The organism is Collinsella aerofaciens (assembly GCF_015556945.1).
Lineage (GTDB): Bacteria > Actinomycetota > Coriobacteriia > Coriobacteriales > Coriobacteriaceae > Collinsella > Collinsella aerofaciens_AO.
Window position 1 is genome coordinate 1 of record NZ_JADNNH010000021.1, and the last position, 15202, is coordinate 15202.

13 protein-coding genes are annotated in these 15202 nt (G+C 57.8%); 7 read left to right on the forward strand and 6 right to left on the reverse strand.

From position 1 onward, the window contains the following. Positions 1 to 331 precede the first annotated feature (331 nt). The gene (locus tag I2F59_RS06945; protein ID WP_195503673.1) at positions 332 to 685 is read right to left on the reverse strand and encodes a cupin domain-containing protein; all 354 of its coding nucleotides are present in this window, start codon (positions 683 to 685) and stop codon (positions 332 to 334) included. Between the two features lie 154 nt (positions 686 to 839). Here I2F59_RS06945 and I2F59_RS06950 point away from each other — a divergent pair, with 154 nt between their 5' ends. Next, positions 840 to 1163, forward strand: coding sequence for a winged helix-turn-helix transcriptional regulator (locus I2F59_RS06950; RefSeq protein WP_229065384.1), 324 nt, complete (start codon positions 840 to 842; stop codon positions 1161 to 1163). 231 nt (positions 1164 to 1394) lie between these two features. Continuing rightward, positions 1395 to 1538: a hypothetical protein gene (locus I2F59_RS06955; RefSeq protein WP_195503674.1), complete on the forward strand. Its 144-nt coding sequence runs from the start codon at positions 1395 to 1397 to the stop codon at positions 1536 to 1538. Positions 1539 to 1770: 232 nt separating this feature from the next. Here I2F59_RS06955 and I2F59_RS06960 read toward each other — a convergent pair whose 3' ends face one another. After that, positions 1771 to 2691: a hypothetical protein gene (locus tag I2F59_RS06960; RefSeq protein WP_195503675.1), complete on the reverse strand. Its 921-nt coding sequence runs from the start codon at positions 2689 to 2691 to the stop codon at positions 1771 to 1773. Positions 2692 to 3012: 321 nt separating this feature from the next. Between I2F59_RS06960 and I2F59_RS06965 the strand changes: the two genes are divergently transcribed. After that, entirely contained in the window at positions 3013 to 3543 is a 531-nt protein-coding gene (locus I2F59_RS06965) for a flavodoxin family protein (protein ID WP_195503676.1), read from the forward strand. A gap of 104 nt (positions 3544 to 3647) precedes the next feature. Then, complete coding sequence (locus I2F59_RS09920) at positions 3648 to 3845, forward strand: hypothetical protein (RefSeq protein WP_229065380.1); 198 nt, start codon at positions 3648 to 3650, stop codon at positions 3843 to 3845. A 280-nt stretch (positions 3846 to 4125) separates the two neighbouring features. Here I2F59_RS09920 and I2F59_RS09925 read toward each other — a convergent pair whose 3' ends face one another. From I2F59_RS09925 to I2F59_RS06980, 3 genes are all read right to left on the reverse strand, one after another. Next, positions 4126 to 4326, reverse strand: coding sequence for an ATP-binding protein (locus I2F59_RS09925; RefSeq protein ID WP_229065381.1), 201 nt, complete (start codon positions 4324 to 4326; stop codon positions 4126 to 4128). 203 nt (positions 4327 to 4529) lie between these two features. Beyond that, positions 4530 to 6770: a DNA gyrase subunit A gene (locus I2F59_RS06975; RefSeq protein WP_195503677.1), complete on the reverse strand. Its 2241-nt coding sequence runs from the start codon at positions 6768 to 6770 to the stop codon at positions 4530 to 4532. A gap of 45 nt (positions 6771 to 6815) precedes the next feature. Next, positions 6816 to 8813, reverse strand: coding sequence for a DNA gyrase/topoisomerase IV subunit B (locus I2F59_RS06980; RefSeq protein ID WP_195503678.1), 1998 nt, complete (start codon positions 8811 to 8813; stop codon positions 6816 to 6818). A 188-nt stretch (positions 8814 to 9001) separates the two neighbouring features. Between I2F59_RS06980 and I2F59_RS06985 the strand changes: the two genes are divergently transcribed. The 3 genes from I2F59_RS06985 to I2F59_RS06995 all read left to right on the forward strand — a co-directional run bounded on the left by I2F59_RS06985 (position 9002) and on the right by I2F59_RS06995 (position 10656). Then, on the forward strand, positions 9002 to 9562 hold the full coding sequence (locus I2F59_RS06985; protein WP_195503679.1) for a sugar O-acetyltransferase: 561 nt from the start codon (positions 9002 to 9004) through the stop codon (positions 9560 to 9562). Positions 9563 to 9831: 269 nt separating this feature from the next. Further along, a complete protein-coding gene (locus tag I2F59_RS06990; RefSeq protein ID WP_055252407.1) occupies positions 9832 to 10062 on the forward strand; it encodes a helix-turn-helix transcriptional regulator in 231 nt (76 codons plus the stop codon). A 9-nt stretch (positions 10063 to 10071) separates the two neighbouring features. Beyond that, the gene (locus tag I2F59_RS06995) at positions 10072 to 10656 is read left to right on the forward strand and encodes a hypothetical protein (RefSeq protein ID WP_195503680.1); all 585 of its coding nucleotides are present in this window, start codon (positions 10072 to 10074) and stop codon (positions 10654 to 10656) included. 90 nt (positions 10657 to 10746) lie between these two features. Here the strand turns inward: I2F59_RS06995 and I2F59_RS07000 are convergent, their stop codons facing one another. After that, the gene (locus tag I2F59_RS07000) at positions 10747 to 15114 is read right to left on the reverse strand and encodes a hypothetical protein (protein WP_195503681.1); all 4368 of its coding nucleotides are present in this window, start codon (positions 15112 to 15114) and stop codon (positions 10747 to 10749) included. Positions 15115 to 15202: the final 88 nt, after the last annotated feature.

The following is a 15202-nucleotide window of genomic DNA, read 5'->3' on the forward strand; positions in this document are numbered from 1 at the left end:
CCGCTCGATTGGGACAGGCAAGCCTTCGAGGCCGAGCGCAAAATGGATTCTAAAAAACACCTTGCCAAATAGGAGCGTCAGATAATCGATCTGCAGCTTTCGGCATCCGCCACAGAGCTGGCAAGGGTTTGGGATAAAACGAAAGCTCAACGTCCTGAGTTCGAAGTGATTTTATTGTAACTGTCTTGGCTTTTATTCCCGGAACCGACAAAGCGTGCCTCCGCCTCTTTTGCGTGAAGCCGGCCGGGATGTAGGGTAGTTTTGCGTCAGCAGATTTGCGCAAGGGGCCAACGGACGGGGTTTCATTGGCCCCTTGCACACCGATCGCGAATTAGAGCATGATAGCGTCGTCGGCCGTGAAGGCATCAAGGGATCCCTGCTTGACCTGAATGCAGACGTATGTGATGCCCGAGTCGGACGCGGCGCGGAACTGGCGGTGTGCGGCGGGGGAAATGCGCAGCCAGTCGCCGGCTGCAAGCTCGATTTCCTCACCGTCGATCGTGACCGAGCCCGCGCCCTCGAGCACGCCATAGATCTCCTCGTTTTCCTTGTGTGCATGGACGAACGGAACGCCAGCGCCGGCGGGAAGATTGTTGACACTCACCTCTGCCCCGGTAAGCCCGAGCACCTCGTGCAGCTCGACACGGCTCTCATTTCCGATGTGGGTCTTTGCATAATTAGCCATAATGGTTCCTCTCTTTGGGTTGATTTACCTTGCAGGCATCTCCTGCGTGAGTTATATTCAACGCGAAGGCGCATGCAAATACGAGTACGCACATATTTGTAACTGCGTACTTTTTTGTGAAACCGGTATGGTCAAGGAGGTTGGGTCTCCCGTGATGGCGAAAGAGGAACTTCCGGAGTGTCCGGTCGCAACGGCGGTAGCGCTCATTGGCGGCAAGTGGAAGCTGCTCATTATCCGTAACTTGCGCGTACGCCCTTGGCGTTTCAACGAGTTGCGCCGCAACCTTGAGGGGATCTCTCAGAAGGTGCTTACCGACAGCCTGCGGCAGATGGAGGATGATGGGCTGGTCTTTCGCCATGACTATGGCGAGAATCCTCCCCGCGTTGAGTATGGCCTTACCGAGCTCGGCCGCCAGATGATGCCCATCATGGACTCGCTCGCAGACTTCGGCGCCTATTACAAGACGGTCGTTTCGTAGCGGACAGGCTGCTTAGGGGGGCGGAGAGCCGCTACGAGTACGATAGCGGTACTCCTACGGCCGCTGTCGTTCCCGCAGGATTAGAGCGGAAGGAGACTGCAATGGGGTCGTCCGCCCCACAAGAAGGCCCTCTCTTCCCGGTATGGCGCCGACATGCGCACGCCGGCTCAAACTGCTCGATGCGCGAAGTGTTGTTATGGCTTCACTCAGCCTGCGGACGCCCAATCATCCGTGCACCACATTCTGCCCATGTGCATGGGCGGCTGCCCCCACCGCTATATGGTCTCCGGCGAGCGCCGTTGCCCCTGGTTCAAAGACGACCCCGATGCCTACGTCCTCGCCAAAACTCGCGACGCCCGTAAGAGCCGCCAATAAAACCTCCGGCCCTGCTTGGCCCTGGGAATAAACGTCAGACTTGCCCGATTCACGCTTCGCGCAAGGGCCGTTCTACTTCCCAAACCTGATCTGTCTGTCGCACAGCTCAAGGGAGCCTGGGATACCTCTTTGATATCTTCCACGAACTACTGGAGTGCGGCACAGTCGGATGACTGGACCGTTTTCGTTGGAGCTTGGTTGTTTGCCTGTGTGAATGGCGTATTTGCTTTAGCTAGCGGTTGCGACGCCTTGTTGCGGAAATGCTAACTGATGCAACTACGCCACCGGCAACACTCAGGGCGACTGCTATCGCGCCGTTGTCGCCCGTAGCGGGTAGGGTGGTCCTGGCTGGTTTAGCTGCCGTTACTGCCTTGGTGGAAACGGGATTTGCCGCGGGCTTTTCTGTCTTGGGCTGCGGTGTGGGCTCGGGCTTGGTTTCCGGTTCGGGTTTGACCTCTGGGATCGGCTTAACACTTGGATCGGGTTTGGAACCGCTCGTATCGGTTGCAATCAAGTGCACGTCACTGTCGAAGATGTAACGGATGTAGTAATCGTGCCGCGTCTCGTGCATAATCCCTTGCCCGCTGTCGAAGTCACGGTCAACGTGTGTGCCAAGGTGGGCTGAGCTGTTGAGGTTCAGCCTGTAAGGGATTTGGTCGTCGGCGTAACTGCCTGTAAAGACTACGGTTGCTCTAACGTGATTGTCGATCATGGTCAGGGCAATAGAGACGCTGGCCTCTTTGGGGTTCTCGGTTTTTATAAGGCCTTCGGTATCGGTGTCGATCTTGAAGAGAAGGACGGTGTCGTTAAGCCCGTAGATGAAGTCTTCGGGTTTGTCGGGGAAATCGTATACAAACGCCTCATTCTGGACCAACATAAAGGCAGGAGGGAGCTCCAGGTCATAGTTATGGTCGACAACGGTGGTAGCTGTGAGGCTGCCTTCCGCGTTGGCTTCGTCGCAGGTAATGGGTGCTGCGACATCGGTTTCGGGCATTTCTGTCGCCAGTGCTGCGCAGGGTAGCAAAAGCAGTCCTGCCACAAGAATGCTTACTCCGAAGGCGGCGATTCTGGCGTCTGCATGACGCTTGACGTCGCGGATAGACAGGCCAGTCCGTTTGTTATGGGTCTGCGGTGCAACATGCTGTCCATACATAAGACACTCCTTGTTCGTAGGCCGGTTTCCGCGGATCTATATTGCGCCTGGCCGATGCGGCTAGGCTCTTTCACGCGAACGCTTATGCGAGCAGGGAGAAAGCTCAAGCTAATTTTCTCACAGTCGATACTTTGCGAGCAACGATTTGCTGTTCAATTCTCGGAGAGAAAATCAAGGTGGCCGAGGAGTTATCAGGCAATGAGATTGTGTCTAGAGAACACGAACGAGAGATGCGATCTACAGACGACTGAATAGCTCTATCCGTTTTGGTTACAACGAAATGTATGCCGCGCGCCTGCGGCATGAAGAAGGGAGATTCTTATGAATATCGTTGTATTGAGCGGTAGCCCGCGCAAGGGCGCCAATACCGACACCATGGTCGAGGCGTTTGCCGAGACCGCGCGCGAGGCCGGCCATACGGTCGAGGTCATCCGCGTTGCCGGCAAGAAGATTGCTGGTTGCCTGGGGTGTCAGTACTGCTTTGCCCATGAGGGTGCCTGCGTGCAGAAGGACGACATGGCCGGTGTGCTCGAGACACTGAAAGGCGCCGATATGGTTGTCTTCGCTTCGCCTATCTACTGGTTTGATATCACTGCGCAGGAGAAGGCCGCCATCGACCGCCTGTATGCCTTCGGTGCTACGGGCTTCCCGTTCACCAAGACGGCCCTTTTGCTCGATAGCCATAGCGAGGGCGTCTATGATGCGGCGATCGCTATGTACAAGTCAACCTGTGCGTACTGCAAGTGGGAGGACCAGGGCATTGTCACCATCAGCGGTATGACCGAGCGTGACAGCATGGTCTCCTCGCCCAAGTTGGAAGAGGTGCGAGAGCTCGCTCGCAAACTCGCCTAAGGACAAGAAGAACGCATGGCAATCAGCGTTGGCGGAAAGCCTACTTCCCTTACCAAGAGGATTACTGATTGCCATGCGTTGATGTCCTTATGGACAATCTTCGCGTGCTAGGAGACTTTCTCGCTCAGGAACTCCCTGAATGCGGGGATGTCAAAGCCAACGAGACCACGCCCACGTTCCCCGATGACGCCGTCCTCGAGAAGGCGGCGTTTGTATTGGCTTGCGTAGTTGCTGGCGACGCCCATGCGTTTGGCTATCTCCGAGACCCTGCTGGGGCCAGAATCGGGCAGCATCGCGAGTAAAAACTCAATGTCTTTATCGGAAAGCTCTCGATAGGTCGTTTCGAGAGAAGCCCGATGCCATGCTTCTCGAGTTGCCTGAAGATGCCATTCATGCACGTGCGCCAGTTGCCCTGGGCTTCTTGAACATATGTCCAATCGATGCCCACTGGACCAATTTGAACGCCGTTCATGCGCGCGTGAGACTGTGAAAGGTAGCTATCTGCCGCTTCTTCGGTTCGCTCGATAATATCTTCGAGCATGCCTGGCATGGCGGGAGACATTTGCTGCGATTCAGCCGTGTTCAAGCGCCGTTTTTTGAAAGGAGCGAGAGAAGCGCCGTCTTACCCGTTCCTCTTGCGCCCGTAAAAATGGTCGACAGGTTGGGGTCTCCCGGGCCGTTGATAAAGCCACGGTTGATATCACGGAGGATGTGTTCGCGACCCGCTAGAAAGGGAGGGACGCTTCGGAACGTCGAGGTAAAGGGGCTCTTGCTGCACTGCATGGTAGCTCCTTTGCAAGTTTTGCTAATTTTTGCAACTTTTGCTAACTTTTGCGAGTTTTGCTAACGGCTTAGGACGGTGCGGGAAGCCCCCGTATCGTCGACATTTCCGAGGATGACCTCCGCAACGAGCGGGGCCCGGGGCGCGATATTGCTGCGCTCCGGGCCCCGCTGCTTTGTAAAACTATGGCGGTTCTGCCGTCGTCCTAATCAAACAAACTCGGCATGTCGTTTTCCTTCATGAGGGCGCCGGCGGAGGGCAGGCTCTGCGCGGTGAACTTCTCGGCCGAGACGCCGGCGCCAAGGATCTCCTCGGTCGTGCCGACGGTGGTGACCGAGCGACCCTTCTTGGCCGTAAAGGCCTGGACGCCCTGCGTGTTGGTGGTCGTCTTGGTCTTGAGCAACGAGGTGTTGAAGTTCATCAGGCGGTAGTCACTCGAGACCAGCGCGATGTCGCGATCTTCCTTGAGCACCTGGGCATACAGCAGCTTGCTGCCACTGTAGATGGCGTTCTTGAGGCGCTTGCGGTTGGTTTTGGTGACGTATCCAGAAAGCGCGACGCGCACCACGCGGCCGTTCTCAAAGACAAACAGCACGTCGGCCTTGTAGTCCTCGGGGTCGATGACCCAGATGACACTCTCGTCGGGTTCCATCTCGAGGTCGGTGGGCAGGTACGAGCCCAGCTGGGCCGACTTGGTGTCCTCAAACGCCGCAACCTTGCACTTGTACACCTGACTCTTGTTGGTAAAGACCAGCAGTTCGTGGGTGTTGGAGGACGGGAATTCGATAAAGGGTTTGTCACCGTCCTTGTACTTGAGCGTGGTCGCCTTCTTGAGCACGCGGTCCGTCATCTTCTTAAGGTAGCCATCGCGCGAGAGCATGATGGTCACCGGGTACTCCTCGACCTCGGGCTCCAAGCTTACCTCGATAATCTCATGGGGCTCGATTCTGCCCGTACGGCGCGGCATCACGTACTTCTTGTTGACCGCGGCCAGCTCGTCGCTGATGACCTTCTTGATGTTCTCCTCGCTGGAGAGGATCTCCTCAAGCTCGGCAATCTCGCCCTCAAGCTTGGCGATGTCCTTGGTGCGGTTGAGGATGTACTCCTCGTTGATGTTGCGGAGCTTGAGCTCGGCAACAAACTCGGCCTGGGTCTCATCGATGTCGAAACCCTTCATAAGGTTGGGCACGACCTCGGCTTCGAGCTTGGTGCCGCGGATGATGGCAATCGCCTTGTCGATGTCGAGCAAGATGGCCTCGAGGCCGTGCAGCAGGTGCAGGCGCTCGGACTTTTTGCCCAGGTCAAAGTTAATGCGGCGACGCGTGGACTCAATACGCCACTTGACCCACTCGTGCAGGATCTGGCGCACGCCCATAACACGGGGATAGCCGTCGACGAGCACGTTGAAGTTGCACGAGAACGAATCCTGCAGCGTGGTCGAGCGATAGAGCTTGGCCATGAGCTTGTCGGGGTCGACGCCGCGCTTAAGGTCGATGGCGATGCGCAGGCCCGAGAGGTCGGTCTCGTCGCGGATGTCAGCGATTTCCTTGACCTTGCCCTCCTTGGAGAGCTTGACGATGCGCTCGATGATGACATCGGTCTTGGTGGTGTAGGGGATCTCGTACACCTCGATGATGCGCTCTTCGGGAATCCAGCGCCAGCGGGAGCGAATCTGGAAGCTGCCAAGGCCGGTCTCGATAATCTTTTCCATCTCCTCGCGGCGGTAGATGATCTCGCCGCCGGTAGAGAAGTCGGGCATGGGCATGTACTCGAGTAGGTCGCAATCGGGATCCTGCAGGTAATGCATGGTTGCGGTGCAGACCTCGTTGAGGTTGAAACCACAGATGTCAGACGCCATGGCGACGCCGATGCCCTTATTGGCCGAGACGAGGATGTTGGGGAACGTGGTGGGCAGCAGGCGCGGCTCCTTCATGGCGCCGTCGTAGCTGTCGACAAAGTCGACCGGGTCCTTGTCAATGTCCTTGAAGATCTCGGCGCTGATGGGGGAGAGCTTGGCCTCGGTGTAACGCGAGGCGGCGTAGCTCAGGTCGCCCGAATAGTATTTGCCAAAGTTGCCCTTCGACTCCACGAAGGGGGCAAGCAGCGCTTCGTTACCCGTCGCCAGGCGCACCATCGTCTCGTAGATCGCGGCGTCGCCGTGCGGGTTGAGCTTCATAGTCTGACCCACGATGTTGGCGCTCTTCTGGCGCTCGCCCTTGAGCAGACCCATTTTGTACATGGTGTAGAGCAGCTTGCGGTGCGAGGGCTTAAAGCCGTCGATCTCGGGGAACGCACGCGAAACGTTGACGCTCATAGCGTAGGGCATGTAGTTGACCTCGAGCGTCTGCGTGATCGGCTGGTCGGTGACCTCGGAGTGCAGGCCGATGACGTTCTCGGCGTTGACCTGCTTTTTCTTTGGCTGGTTCTTCGTCTTCTTCTTTGCCACGATTTCCTCTTGAACTTCTTATGGGCCGTCGTTGTCGATTTGCTGCTATTGCAGGTCCAGCTGGTCCAGGTATTCCTTGCCGTGCTCGGAGATATGGCGCTTGCGGCCCGCCTCGTCGTTGCCCAGCAGCAGGTTGAACATGGTTTCCATCTTGGTGACGTCCTCGGGCTCCACCTTGATCAGACGACGCGTCTCGGGGTTCATGGTGGTGAGCCACATCATGTCCGGATCGTTCTCACCAAGACCCTTGGAGCGGTTGATGGAGCACTTTTGGTCGCCGATCTCCTTAAGAATGCCGTTCTTTTCGAGCTCGGTGTAGGCAAAGTAGGTCTTTTCTTTGCAGTTGATCTCGTAGAGCGGCGACTCGGCGATATACACGTAGCCTTCGTCGATAAGCGTGGGCACCAGGCGGTAGAGCATGGTGAGTACGAGCGTGCGGATGTGATAACCGTCGACGTCGGCGTCCGTACAGATGATGACCTTGTTCCAGTTGAGGTTGTCCAGGTCAAAGGCACCGAGGTTCTTGATGCGCTTGTCTTTGATCTCCACGCCGCAGCCCAGCACGCGCATGAGGTCCATGATGATGTCGGACTTAAAGATGCGTGGATAGTCCTCCTTTAGGCAGTTGAGGATCTTACCTCGGACGGGCATGACACCCTGGAACTCGGCATCGCGCGAGGTGCGAATGGCACCTGCTGCCGAGTCGCCCTCTACGATGTAGATCTCGCGACGGCTCTTGTCCTTGGAGCGGCAATCGATGAATTTCTGCACGCGGTTGGCCATGTCGGTCTTTTGCTGCAGGTTGGTCTTGATGCTCTGACGCGTCTTCTCGGCATTCTCGCGCGAGCGCTTGTTGATGAGCACCTGCTCCATGATCTTGTTGGCGGCGTCTTTGTTCTCGATCAAGTAGGTCGAGAGGCGCTCCTTAAAGAATGCCGTCATGGCCTGCTGGATAAAGCGGTTATTGATGGCCTTCTTGGTCTGGTTCTCGTAGGACGTCTGGGTGGAGAAGCAGTTGGTCACCAGCACCAGGCAGTCCTGGACGTCCTGCCACTTAATGCCGCTCTCGTTTTTGTTGTATTTGCCCTGTTGCTTAATGTAGGCATCGATGGCGCTGGTCAGAGCGCTACGTGCCGCTTTCTCCGGCGAGCCGCCGTTCTCGAGCCAAGAGGAGTTGTGGTAGTACTCCTGCATCATGAAAGTGCGCGAGAAGCACATGCAAGCAGTGATTTTTACGTTGTAATCGGGCAGGTCCTCGCGATCGCGACCGCGACGGTCGGCCTCGATAAAGAAGGGCTCGGTAAGGTAGTCGGTACCGACCTTCTCGAGCACGTAGTCCTCGATGCCTCTGGGATAGCAAAAATCCTCTTCGGAAAACACGCCATCGTCGCCTTCGATGCGCAGGCGGAAGGTCACGTTGGCGTTGACCACGGCCTGACGGCGCATGGTCTCGCGATACCAGTCGTGGGGAATGCTGATGGAGGTAAAGACCTCAAGATCGGGGCGCCACTTGATGGTGGTGCCGGTGCGGTCCTCGTCGCTGGGCTCAATCTCGAGCGCCTTCTTTTTGGCGCCGACGACCTTGCCCTTTTTAAAGTGCAGGGAGTACTTGTTGCCGTCGCGCCAAACCGTGACATCCATGTACTCGGAAGCGTACTGAGTCGCGCATGAGCCCAGGCCGTTGGTGCCGAGCGAGAAGTCGTAGTCGCCGCCCTGGTTGTTGTTGTATTTGCCGCCGGCGTAGAGCTCGCAAAAAACGAGTTCCCAGTTAAAGCGCTTCTCGGAGGGGTTCCAGTCGAGCGGGCAGCCACGGCCGTTGTCCTCTACCTGAATGGAGCCATCGCGAAAGGCGGTAAGGGTGATGAGCTTGCCGTAGCCCTGGCGCGCCTCGTCAACGGCGTTGGACAGGATCTCGAAGGCGGCGTGTGCACAGCCATCGAGTCCGTCCGAGCCAAAGATAACGGCAGGGCGCAGACGTACGCGCTCCTCGTCCTTGAGCTGGCGGATGCTGTCGTTACCATAGTTTGCGGTGTTTTTTGCCATACTCGCTCTCTCGGTGCTCCTTTGCTGCGTTTAAGTCATATAGATAGTCAAGGTAGCATAGCCCAGCCCACAGACGATTCCAACCAACACGAAATCCATCGAACGCGCGTTCGTTATCGGTATGGAAACTGACGGCTTATCAAATGATAGAATTGCCGCCACAAATGTTTTTATTAAGGGGGCTCACAGTGACCGAGAAAGAGAAGATGGAGCGCGGGGAGTGGCATGATGCCAACTTTGACGAGGAACTTCTGGCAAAACGGGCGAGGGCAGAGGAGCTCTGCTATGACTTCAATATGGGAAAACCCGGAAGCAACGCGCAGCTTGACGCCCTAAAAACCTTGCTCGATACCGATCTTCCGGCGGGGCTGACGGTCCTTTCGCCTGCCTACTTTGACTACGGGGACAAGACAACCTTTGGCGACGGCTGCTTTGTGAACCATGGCTGCTACTTTATGGACGGTGGTTCTATTACCTTTGGTGACAACGTGTTTATTGGACCGTTTTGCGGCTTCTATACCGCTTCGCATCCCCTTGGGGCAAAAGAGCGCAACTTGGGTCTCGAGAGGGCTCTGCCCATTGTTGTTGGCGATAACTGCTGGTTTGGCGCGAACGTGTCCGTACTCCAGGGGGTTACCATCGGCAGCGGCTGCGTTATCGCTGCGGGAAGTGTTGTGACGGAAGACCTTCCGGACAACGTGATGGCGGCAGGCGTTCCCGCGGTCGTCAAGAAGATCATCGAACAATAACGGAGCTATCAAACGATGGGGCACGCATGGTTCCGGCAAATCCGGTTATTGGCGTGCGCGTTGGCCATGCCGATAAGTCCCACTTACTCGGTTCCTTCCGACTCAGTTCTGCCCGAGTAAGATTGAAAAGCGAATCGAAATCGCTGTGCCGTATGGCGATGACGAACATGATTTCCATAATGACAGATATAGTTGACATCTTTTGATTGATGCAATATATTTCTGTCATGTTGCAACGGATATCTGTCCACATTTACGAAAGGAACTCCATGCCGGGCAAAAAGAACCTACGCATGAAGGCGGCACGCGCGGCGGCTGGCCTTTCGCAAGCTGACTTAGCCCAAGCCGTGGGCGTTACGCGCCAAACCATCGGCCTTATCGAGGCGGGCGGCTACAACCCCACGCTCAATCTGTGCGTGGCAATCTGTAAGGCGCTGCGCGTTACGTTGAACGACTTGTTTTGGGAAGACGAAACCGACGCCGACCCTAATGCTCTTTAGGAGTTCACTATGAAATATGAAGATCTGAAAATCGTGCAAAAGTGGCGTGAATATGCCGGCCCAAAGGATGAACGCCTGGAGGCTGAGAACGCGAAGATCTACAAGATTGGTTTCGTGCTGCTTTCGTTTGGCATGTTGATGATCTTTTTCTACCAGTTTATAGCTCGACAGGTTGCGTGGGTTCACAGCGACGCCAGTGAAATGCCGCATGGCTTTGCAACGCCGTTCGAGGCAGCCATGTATTTGTGGCTCGTTCTCGTGATGTTGATTTGCGCAGGACTGCAAACGCGGAAGGGCTATGTCGATACCAATCGTTTTGGGCAAACCGAGCATCTTCCTGTTGGATATTTCCTGCTTGTCAGCGGTCTTAGCGGCGCCGCGTTCGCGCTTGTTATTGCCGCAATGCGCTGTATCGCTGAGGCGCAGATCGTACCGCTCGAAAGCGTTTTTTGGTTGGCGAACTTGGCCACGGGCGTGTTCTGCGGTGCGACGATTTTCGCGGCCACGTTTGCTGCCCTGTGCGCAACGTTTTTCACGGCGAAAAGACGCCGTGCCAAGCTCGAGGCAGAACTCGACTCCTCTGACGACATCTAATGCGTAATGGGCTGGCTCTGGGTATCCAGAACCAGCCCTTTTTGGTGCTCGATGAGCCGAGTCGGCGTCTCTCACAAAAGTAACTAGGAGCTAGCGAGGCCTATCCGAATTGACCTCATTGGCGGTGTCGGTTTCGAGCGCCGTGCGGCGGGCGCTGTAGGCGACGAGCCCGGCGCCTGCCGCGGCGAGTGCTGCAGCGGCTGCCGTAAGGGGAGCGTTGACATCGCCCGTGCCCGCAAGCGCGCCCGCTTTTCCGGAGCGCTTGTTATTGCCGTGGTCCTTGCCACTGCCGGAGCTGCTTCCGCCGGAGCCGCCGCCCTTGTCAGTACCGCCGCCACTTGAGCCGCCATCGCCGTCGACCGTCATCGGGGCGTCGTGAAGCCCCGTCGTATCCGCGCTGTCGCATACGCCGACCTGAACTTCTGAGCGTTCGCATGCCGCGTCGGGCACATGAAGCTCGTGCAGTACGGCACCCAGCGTCGAGTTTGCGCCCGGTCGAATTTCCTCGAGCGTTACGGGATCGAGCGCCACCAGATTACGTGCCTTCGCATACAGCGTTACGCGTTTGCCCACTTCGTCGCTCCAACTCTCGGGGATGGCGAAGCTCATGCGGAACTGTGCCGTGCAACCCGGTGCCAGCACGGCGTTGCCGTTGTCGGCTACCAGCGGGTGCGTTGCAAAACGTGTGCCCAGCGTCTCGAGCGCGTACTTCACGTGTGCCATGTCGTTGGCCGAAGCGTCCTCGGCAAGCTCTGGATCGTAGATCGAAGCCATGCGTGCGTTCATTCCGAATCCGATGGATGCGCTGGAGAACGGCTGGCTGGAGCCCTCTCGGTATAGATCGATCGTGCCGGCGGTCAGCAAGGTGTTGCCGTCGTTTCGCACCGTGACCATGAAGGATTCGCCTGCTGCCCCGGGCACCACCGCGCCCGAGGTAGCGACCGCGCCCGTCGGAGTGGCACACGCCACCAAGGGCACTTCGATGCCGTGTAGTTCTGCCTCGCTCTTCTCCGCGCTCACAATGTGCGTGGCGAGCGCGGAGAGCATGCCTCCCGACGTCAAAAATGTCGTTATCTGATCGACAGGGTGGTCCAGCTCGCACATCACGAACGGCTCCGTGAACAGATCGCCTGCCAAGGTGCTGGCGAAGATGCGGAAGTGCTTGCCCATCACTGCTACCGGGTTGCCTTCTTCGTCGTAGGTTTGTCCCACCTTGCCATCGGTGTTCTCTACATAGAGCACGCACCTGCCGTTGTTGCTTACGCTAAACGATGCCGGGCCACAGCCTGCGGCACCCACGGGCTGCGTTGCAAATGCCGATGCGCCTCGCGTCCAAGCAATATGCTGCAGTTGCTCGTTGACGGTTGCCAAAAAGCCCGTGTGCTGCGGCCACGGCACCGCGTGGGGTACTGTGGCATCTGGCGACATAACGCCCCAACCCGCGATGGACTGGCCGATCACGGCGTACGACGCGCAGCCACAACCGCCTGCAGTCTCGTATGCAACGGGCACCACCATTTTGCCGTTGATATTCTCGGGCGCGCCCAGCTCGATGCTCGATGGTGCCTGCGGAAAGTGGAGGACCTGACGGAACGTGAGACTGTCGCCCAAATTATCCGACCACAGGGTAAAGCATTCCAGCGCAACCTCGGCCTCGCTGCCGAGCGCCTTCTCTGCGGTGGTTCCGCGGCGGTGGAGGTAAGCGCCCGACAGGCGCCCGTCGACCAGCGTCTTGCCCACCGTGATACGCGGGCACTGCAGGCAATGGTAGCCATCCTCCTGAAGGCGGCCGCGCGAGATGCTGCGCCACGACGTGTGCGATATCACGCGAACTCCGTCGTTGCTTATGCGCAGGCGCACAACGGACAGTATGCCGGATGTGCTCGCCGTATCGAAAAGGGTGTTGTCGCCGGCGGGGCGCTCGCCCGAGACCAGCAGCACGTAGGCGTCCTGGTTTCTCCTCCCGTCTGTATATTCCACCACGTCGAAGTCGTAATCGAATATGCCGTTGCGCTCCACGTCGCCCTCGCCAAACCCAAGGGAGAAGTCCACGGGCGTGGGAGCGGACCACGTGCCGTTCGTCTTTGTATGCACCACCAGGCGCGAGCGACCATTCTCGCCGTAGCGCACCGAGGCGATACGGAATAGGCACTCCACGCCGGCAATCATCGTTAGCTTCATGTGGGCTTCGCTGAGCACGCCGGAAAACAGTACGTTGTCGCTCGAGGGTTTTATGCCGCCACGCTCGTTCTCCGACACGCCGGCAGAATTGGCGTTCGGGTCGGCAACGGTGTTCGTTGCCTGGCCGATGTAGGTGTACTCATACATCGGCGCGGCGTTTTCGTCGTTTTCCATCAGTGCGTGGACGAAATGTTCGACCTGTCCCGTGTCGTCGCTTTCTGCATCCGCCTCGAGCTCAATGCGCGTGACCGACCGGTCCCAATCGCGTACGGTAGGCGCGACATTCCTTGCAGTGGCCTTAACCTCGGCGCGTGCGAGCAGCTCGGCGTTGGTGACGATGGTGGCCGATGCGATAAATTGCGGCACACCACCCGCCTCGGCGTTGCCGGCCGAGCCGAAACAGGCATCCAGCGTGTAAGGCGCATCTCCGCCCAATGCGAGCTCAGAGCGCTGGAGCACATACTGGTTGCCATTGTTCACCGACATATTCCACGAATCGAGGAGTGTGGGCCACGACCCCGACCAAGCCTTGGTGGTCCACTTGAACATTACGAACTGGAGTATCACATCGACATCGACATCTGCACCTACGCGCAGTCGCGGAAGCTGGTGTCCATCTGCCTTCTCGTACCCAATGAACAGCGTGAGGGATGCGGCGCCGCGCACGGCAGACGAGGCGACGCCTGCAACGCCGGCGCCAAAGGTGACGGCAAGTCCAATCTGGATGGTGAACGAGCCAGACGTGTTTGAATAGTCGAGCGAAATGTTTTTAAAAAACGCCGCGCCGCTGCCGTGCGTGTGGGCACCCACGGCGAGCGCCAGCTTCGCCAGCACCCAGGGGTTGACGTTTAGGAAAAACGGCACCGGTCCTAGGGTAAACTGCTCGGTCCAATTGAGGTCGGTTCTTACCTGGAAGAGGGCCTTAATATTGCCGTATGCGGGGTCGTTGTTGTTACCCCAGGTTTTGCCCACCCAATCGTAGGCGAGCGAGCCGTACAGCTGTGTGGCGATATCCATCGTGAACAGCAGCGTGCAATGGTGGCGAAGGAGCTTGGTGTTTCTTGGATCGGTGCCCGAACCGGCACTCATACTCTTGTACTGATTCCACTTCCCCTCCATCTCGTCGAGGTAGCGGTTTGTCTGCTTGGCGCCCGACTCGCGCGGCGATTTCTTCCAGTATTCCGGATCAGGGTTGCCCGAATCGTTCATATAGCTGGCTGGTTTGTATCCTCCGCCAAACAGCACGTATCCAGCAAACGAGAAATCGAAGAGGATCGGAAATGTGGGCATCCAGCACGTGAACTTATTGCCGCCGATGCCGGGAAACGCCGCGGGGAAATCAAACGGAGTGATCTCTTGGTCCATGGTGGTGGGGACGATAGTGGTCGATCCGGATTCCGCCTTTGCCGCCGGCGCGGTAGCAACGGCCATGGGGGAGGAGAGTGTATAGGTCTTGCCCTGATAGTCGAGGACAAAGCGCAGCTTGCATCCTTCCTCCAGAAGGTTTGACGCTGCATCGAGGAACTTGTCTTCGAGCGTGAACGTCGCCAGATTATCCGCGCCCGATGCGCTGGCCTTGACTTGGCCAATCTGCGTGACGGTTTCGGATGGGCTGCCCGCAGCGGGCATCACTTTATTGATATGTAACGTTGCCTGCCCGCCCTGCGGCAGATGGGCCTGCACGGTAAAAGCGTGCGTGTTGGGCTGGTCGTTTGCCGTGTCGTCCTTCGGCAATGCCATGAACGTGGCTTCAGCGTACTGGATGTCCCATTCGTCGAACGTGAGCTGGCGGAAGTACGGCTCGCCGTCGGAAAGCGGACGCGTGGGCGCGGTTATGGCGGTGCCGCCCTGGATACGCGCAAGGGGAATCTCGACATCACGGTAGCCCGCCATGCTAATGGAGATGCCGCCGTTAAAGTCGTACGCGTCGAGAAGCGTTGCCTCGTCCACGTAGCCTTCCGAAAGAGGGGCGACCTCAAAGATGGCCGTGCCCTCGTCGTCGGTAGTGGCGGAGAGCTGCTTGCCCGCGGCATAACGCGACGCGAGCGTGACCTGGGCTCCCTTGATGGGCATATTCTTGTTGGCGACGTCGACCACGACCACACCAAACATGGTGCGCGAGAGAACGAGCACCTTGAAGGGGTCTTCTTCGTCGGCATAGGCTTTGGTGGGGGCGAATGGCAGTATGAAGGCGTTTGCGCTTCCCGGCACGCGCGGCAACATAATGCTCGCCAGCGAGGACGCTCCGGCAACAAGTAGCGAACGGCGATCAAGCATTTTGGGCTCCCATCCCGCAAGTATCGGTGGAAATAATCCAATTTTGCGAGAAGGCGCCTCGTGGCGGTAGTGCCGTTCGAGGGCCAAA

Coding starts and splice junctions, on each gene's coding strand:
- I2F59_RS07000 (WP_195503681.1), bottom strand. CDS start 15,114: ATGCTTGATCGCCGTTCGCTACTTGTTGCCGGAGCGTCCTCGCTGGCG.
- I2F59_RS06965 (WP_195503676.1), top strand. CDS start 3,013: ATGAATATCGTTGTATTGAGCGGTAGCCCGCGCAAGGGCGCCAATACC.
- I2F59_RS09925 (WP_229065381.1), bottom strand. CDS start 4,326: ATGCAGTGCAGCAAGAGCCCCTTTACCTCGACGTTCCGAAGCGTCCCT.
- I2F59_RS06960 (WP_195503675.1), bottom strand. CDS start 2,691: ATGTATGGACAGCATGTTGCACCGCAGACCCATAACAAACGGACTGGC.
- I2F59_RS06995 (WP_195503680.1), top strand. CDS start 10,072: ATGAAATATGAAGATCTGAAAATCGTGCAAAAGTGGCGTGAATATGCC.
- I2F59_RS06980 (WP_195503678.1), bottom strand. CDS start 8,813: ATGGCAAAAAACACCGCAAACTATGGTAACGACAGCATCCGCCAGCTC.
- I2F59_RS06945 (WP_195503673.1), bottom strand. CDS start 685: ATGGCTAATTATGCAAAGACCCACATCGGAAATGAGAGCCGTGTCGAG.
- I2F59_RS06950 (WP_229065384.1), top strand. CDS start 840: ATGGCGAAAGAGGAACTTCCGGAGTGTCCGGTCGCAACGGCGGTAGCG.
- I2F59_RS06990 (WP_055252407.1), top strand. CDS start 9,832: ATGCCGGGCAAAAAGAACCTACGCATGAAGGCGGCACGCGCGGCGGCT.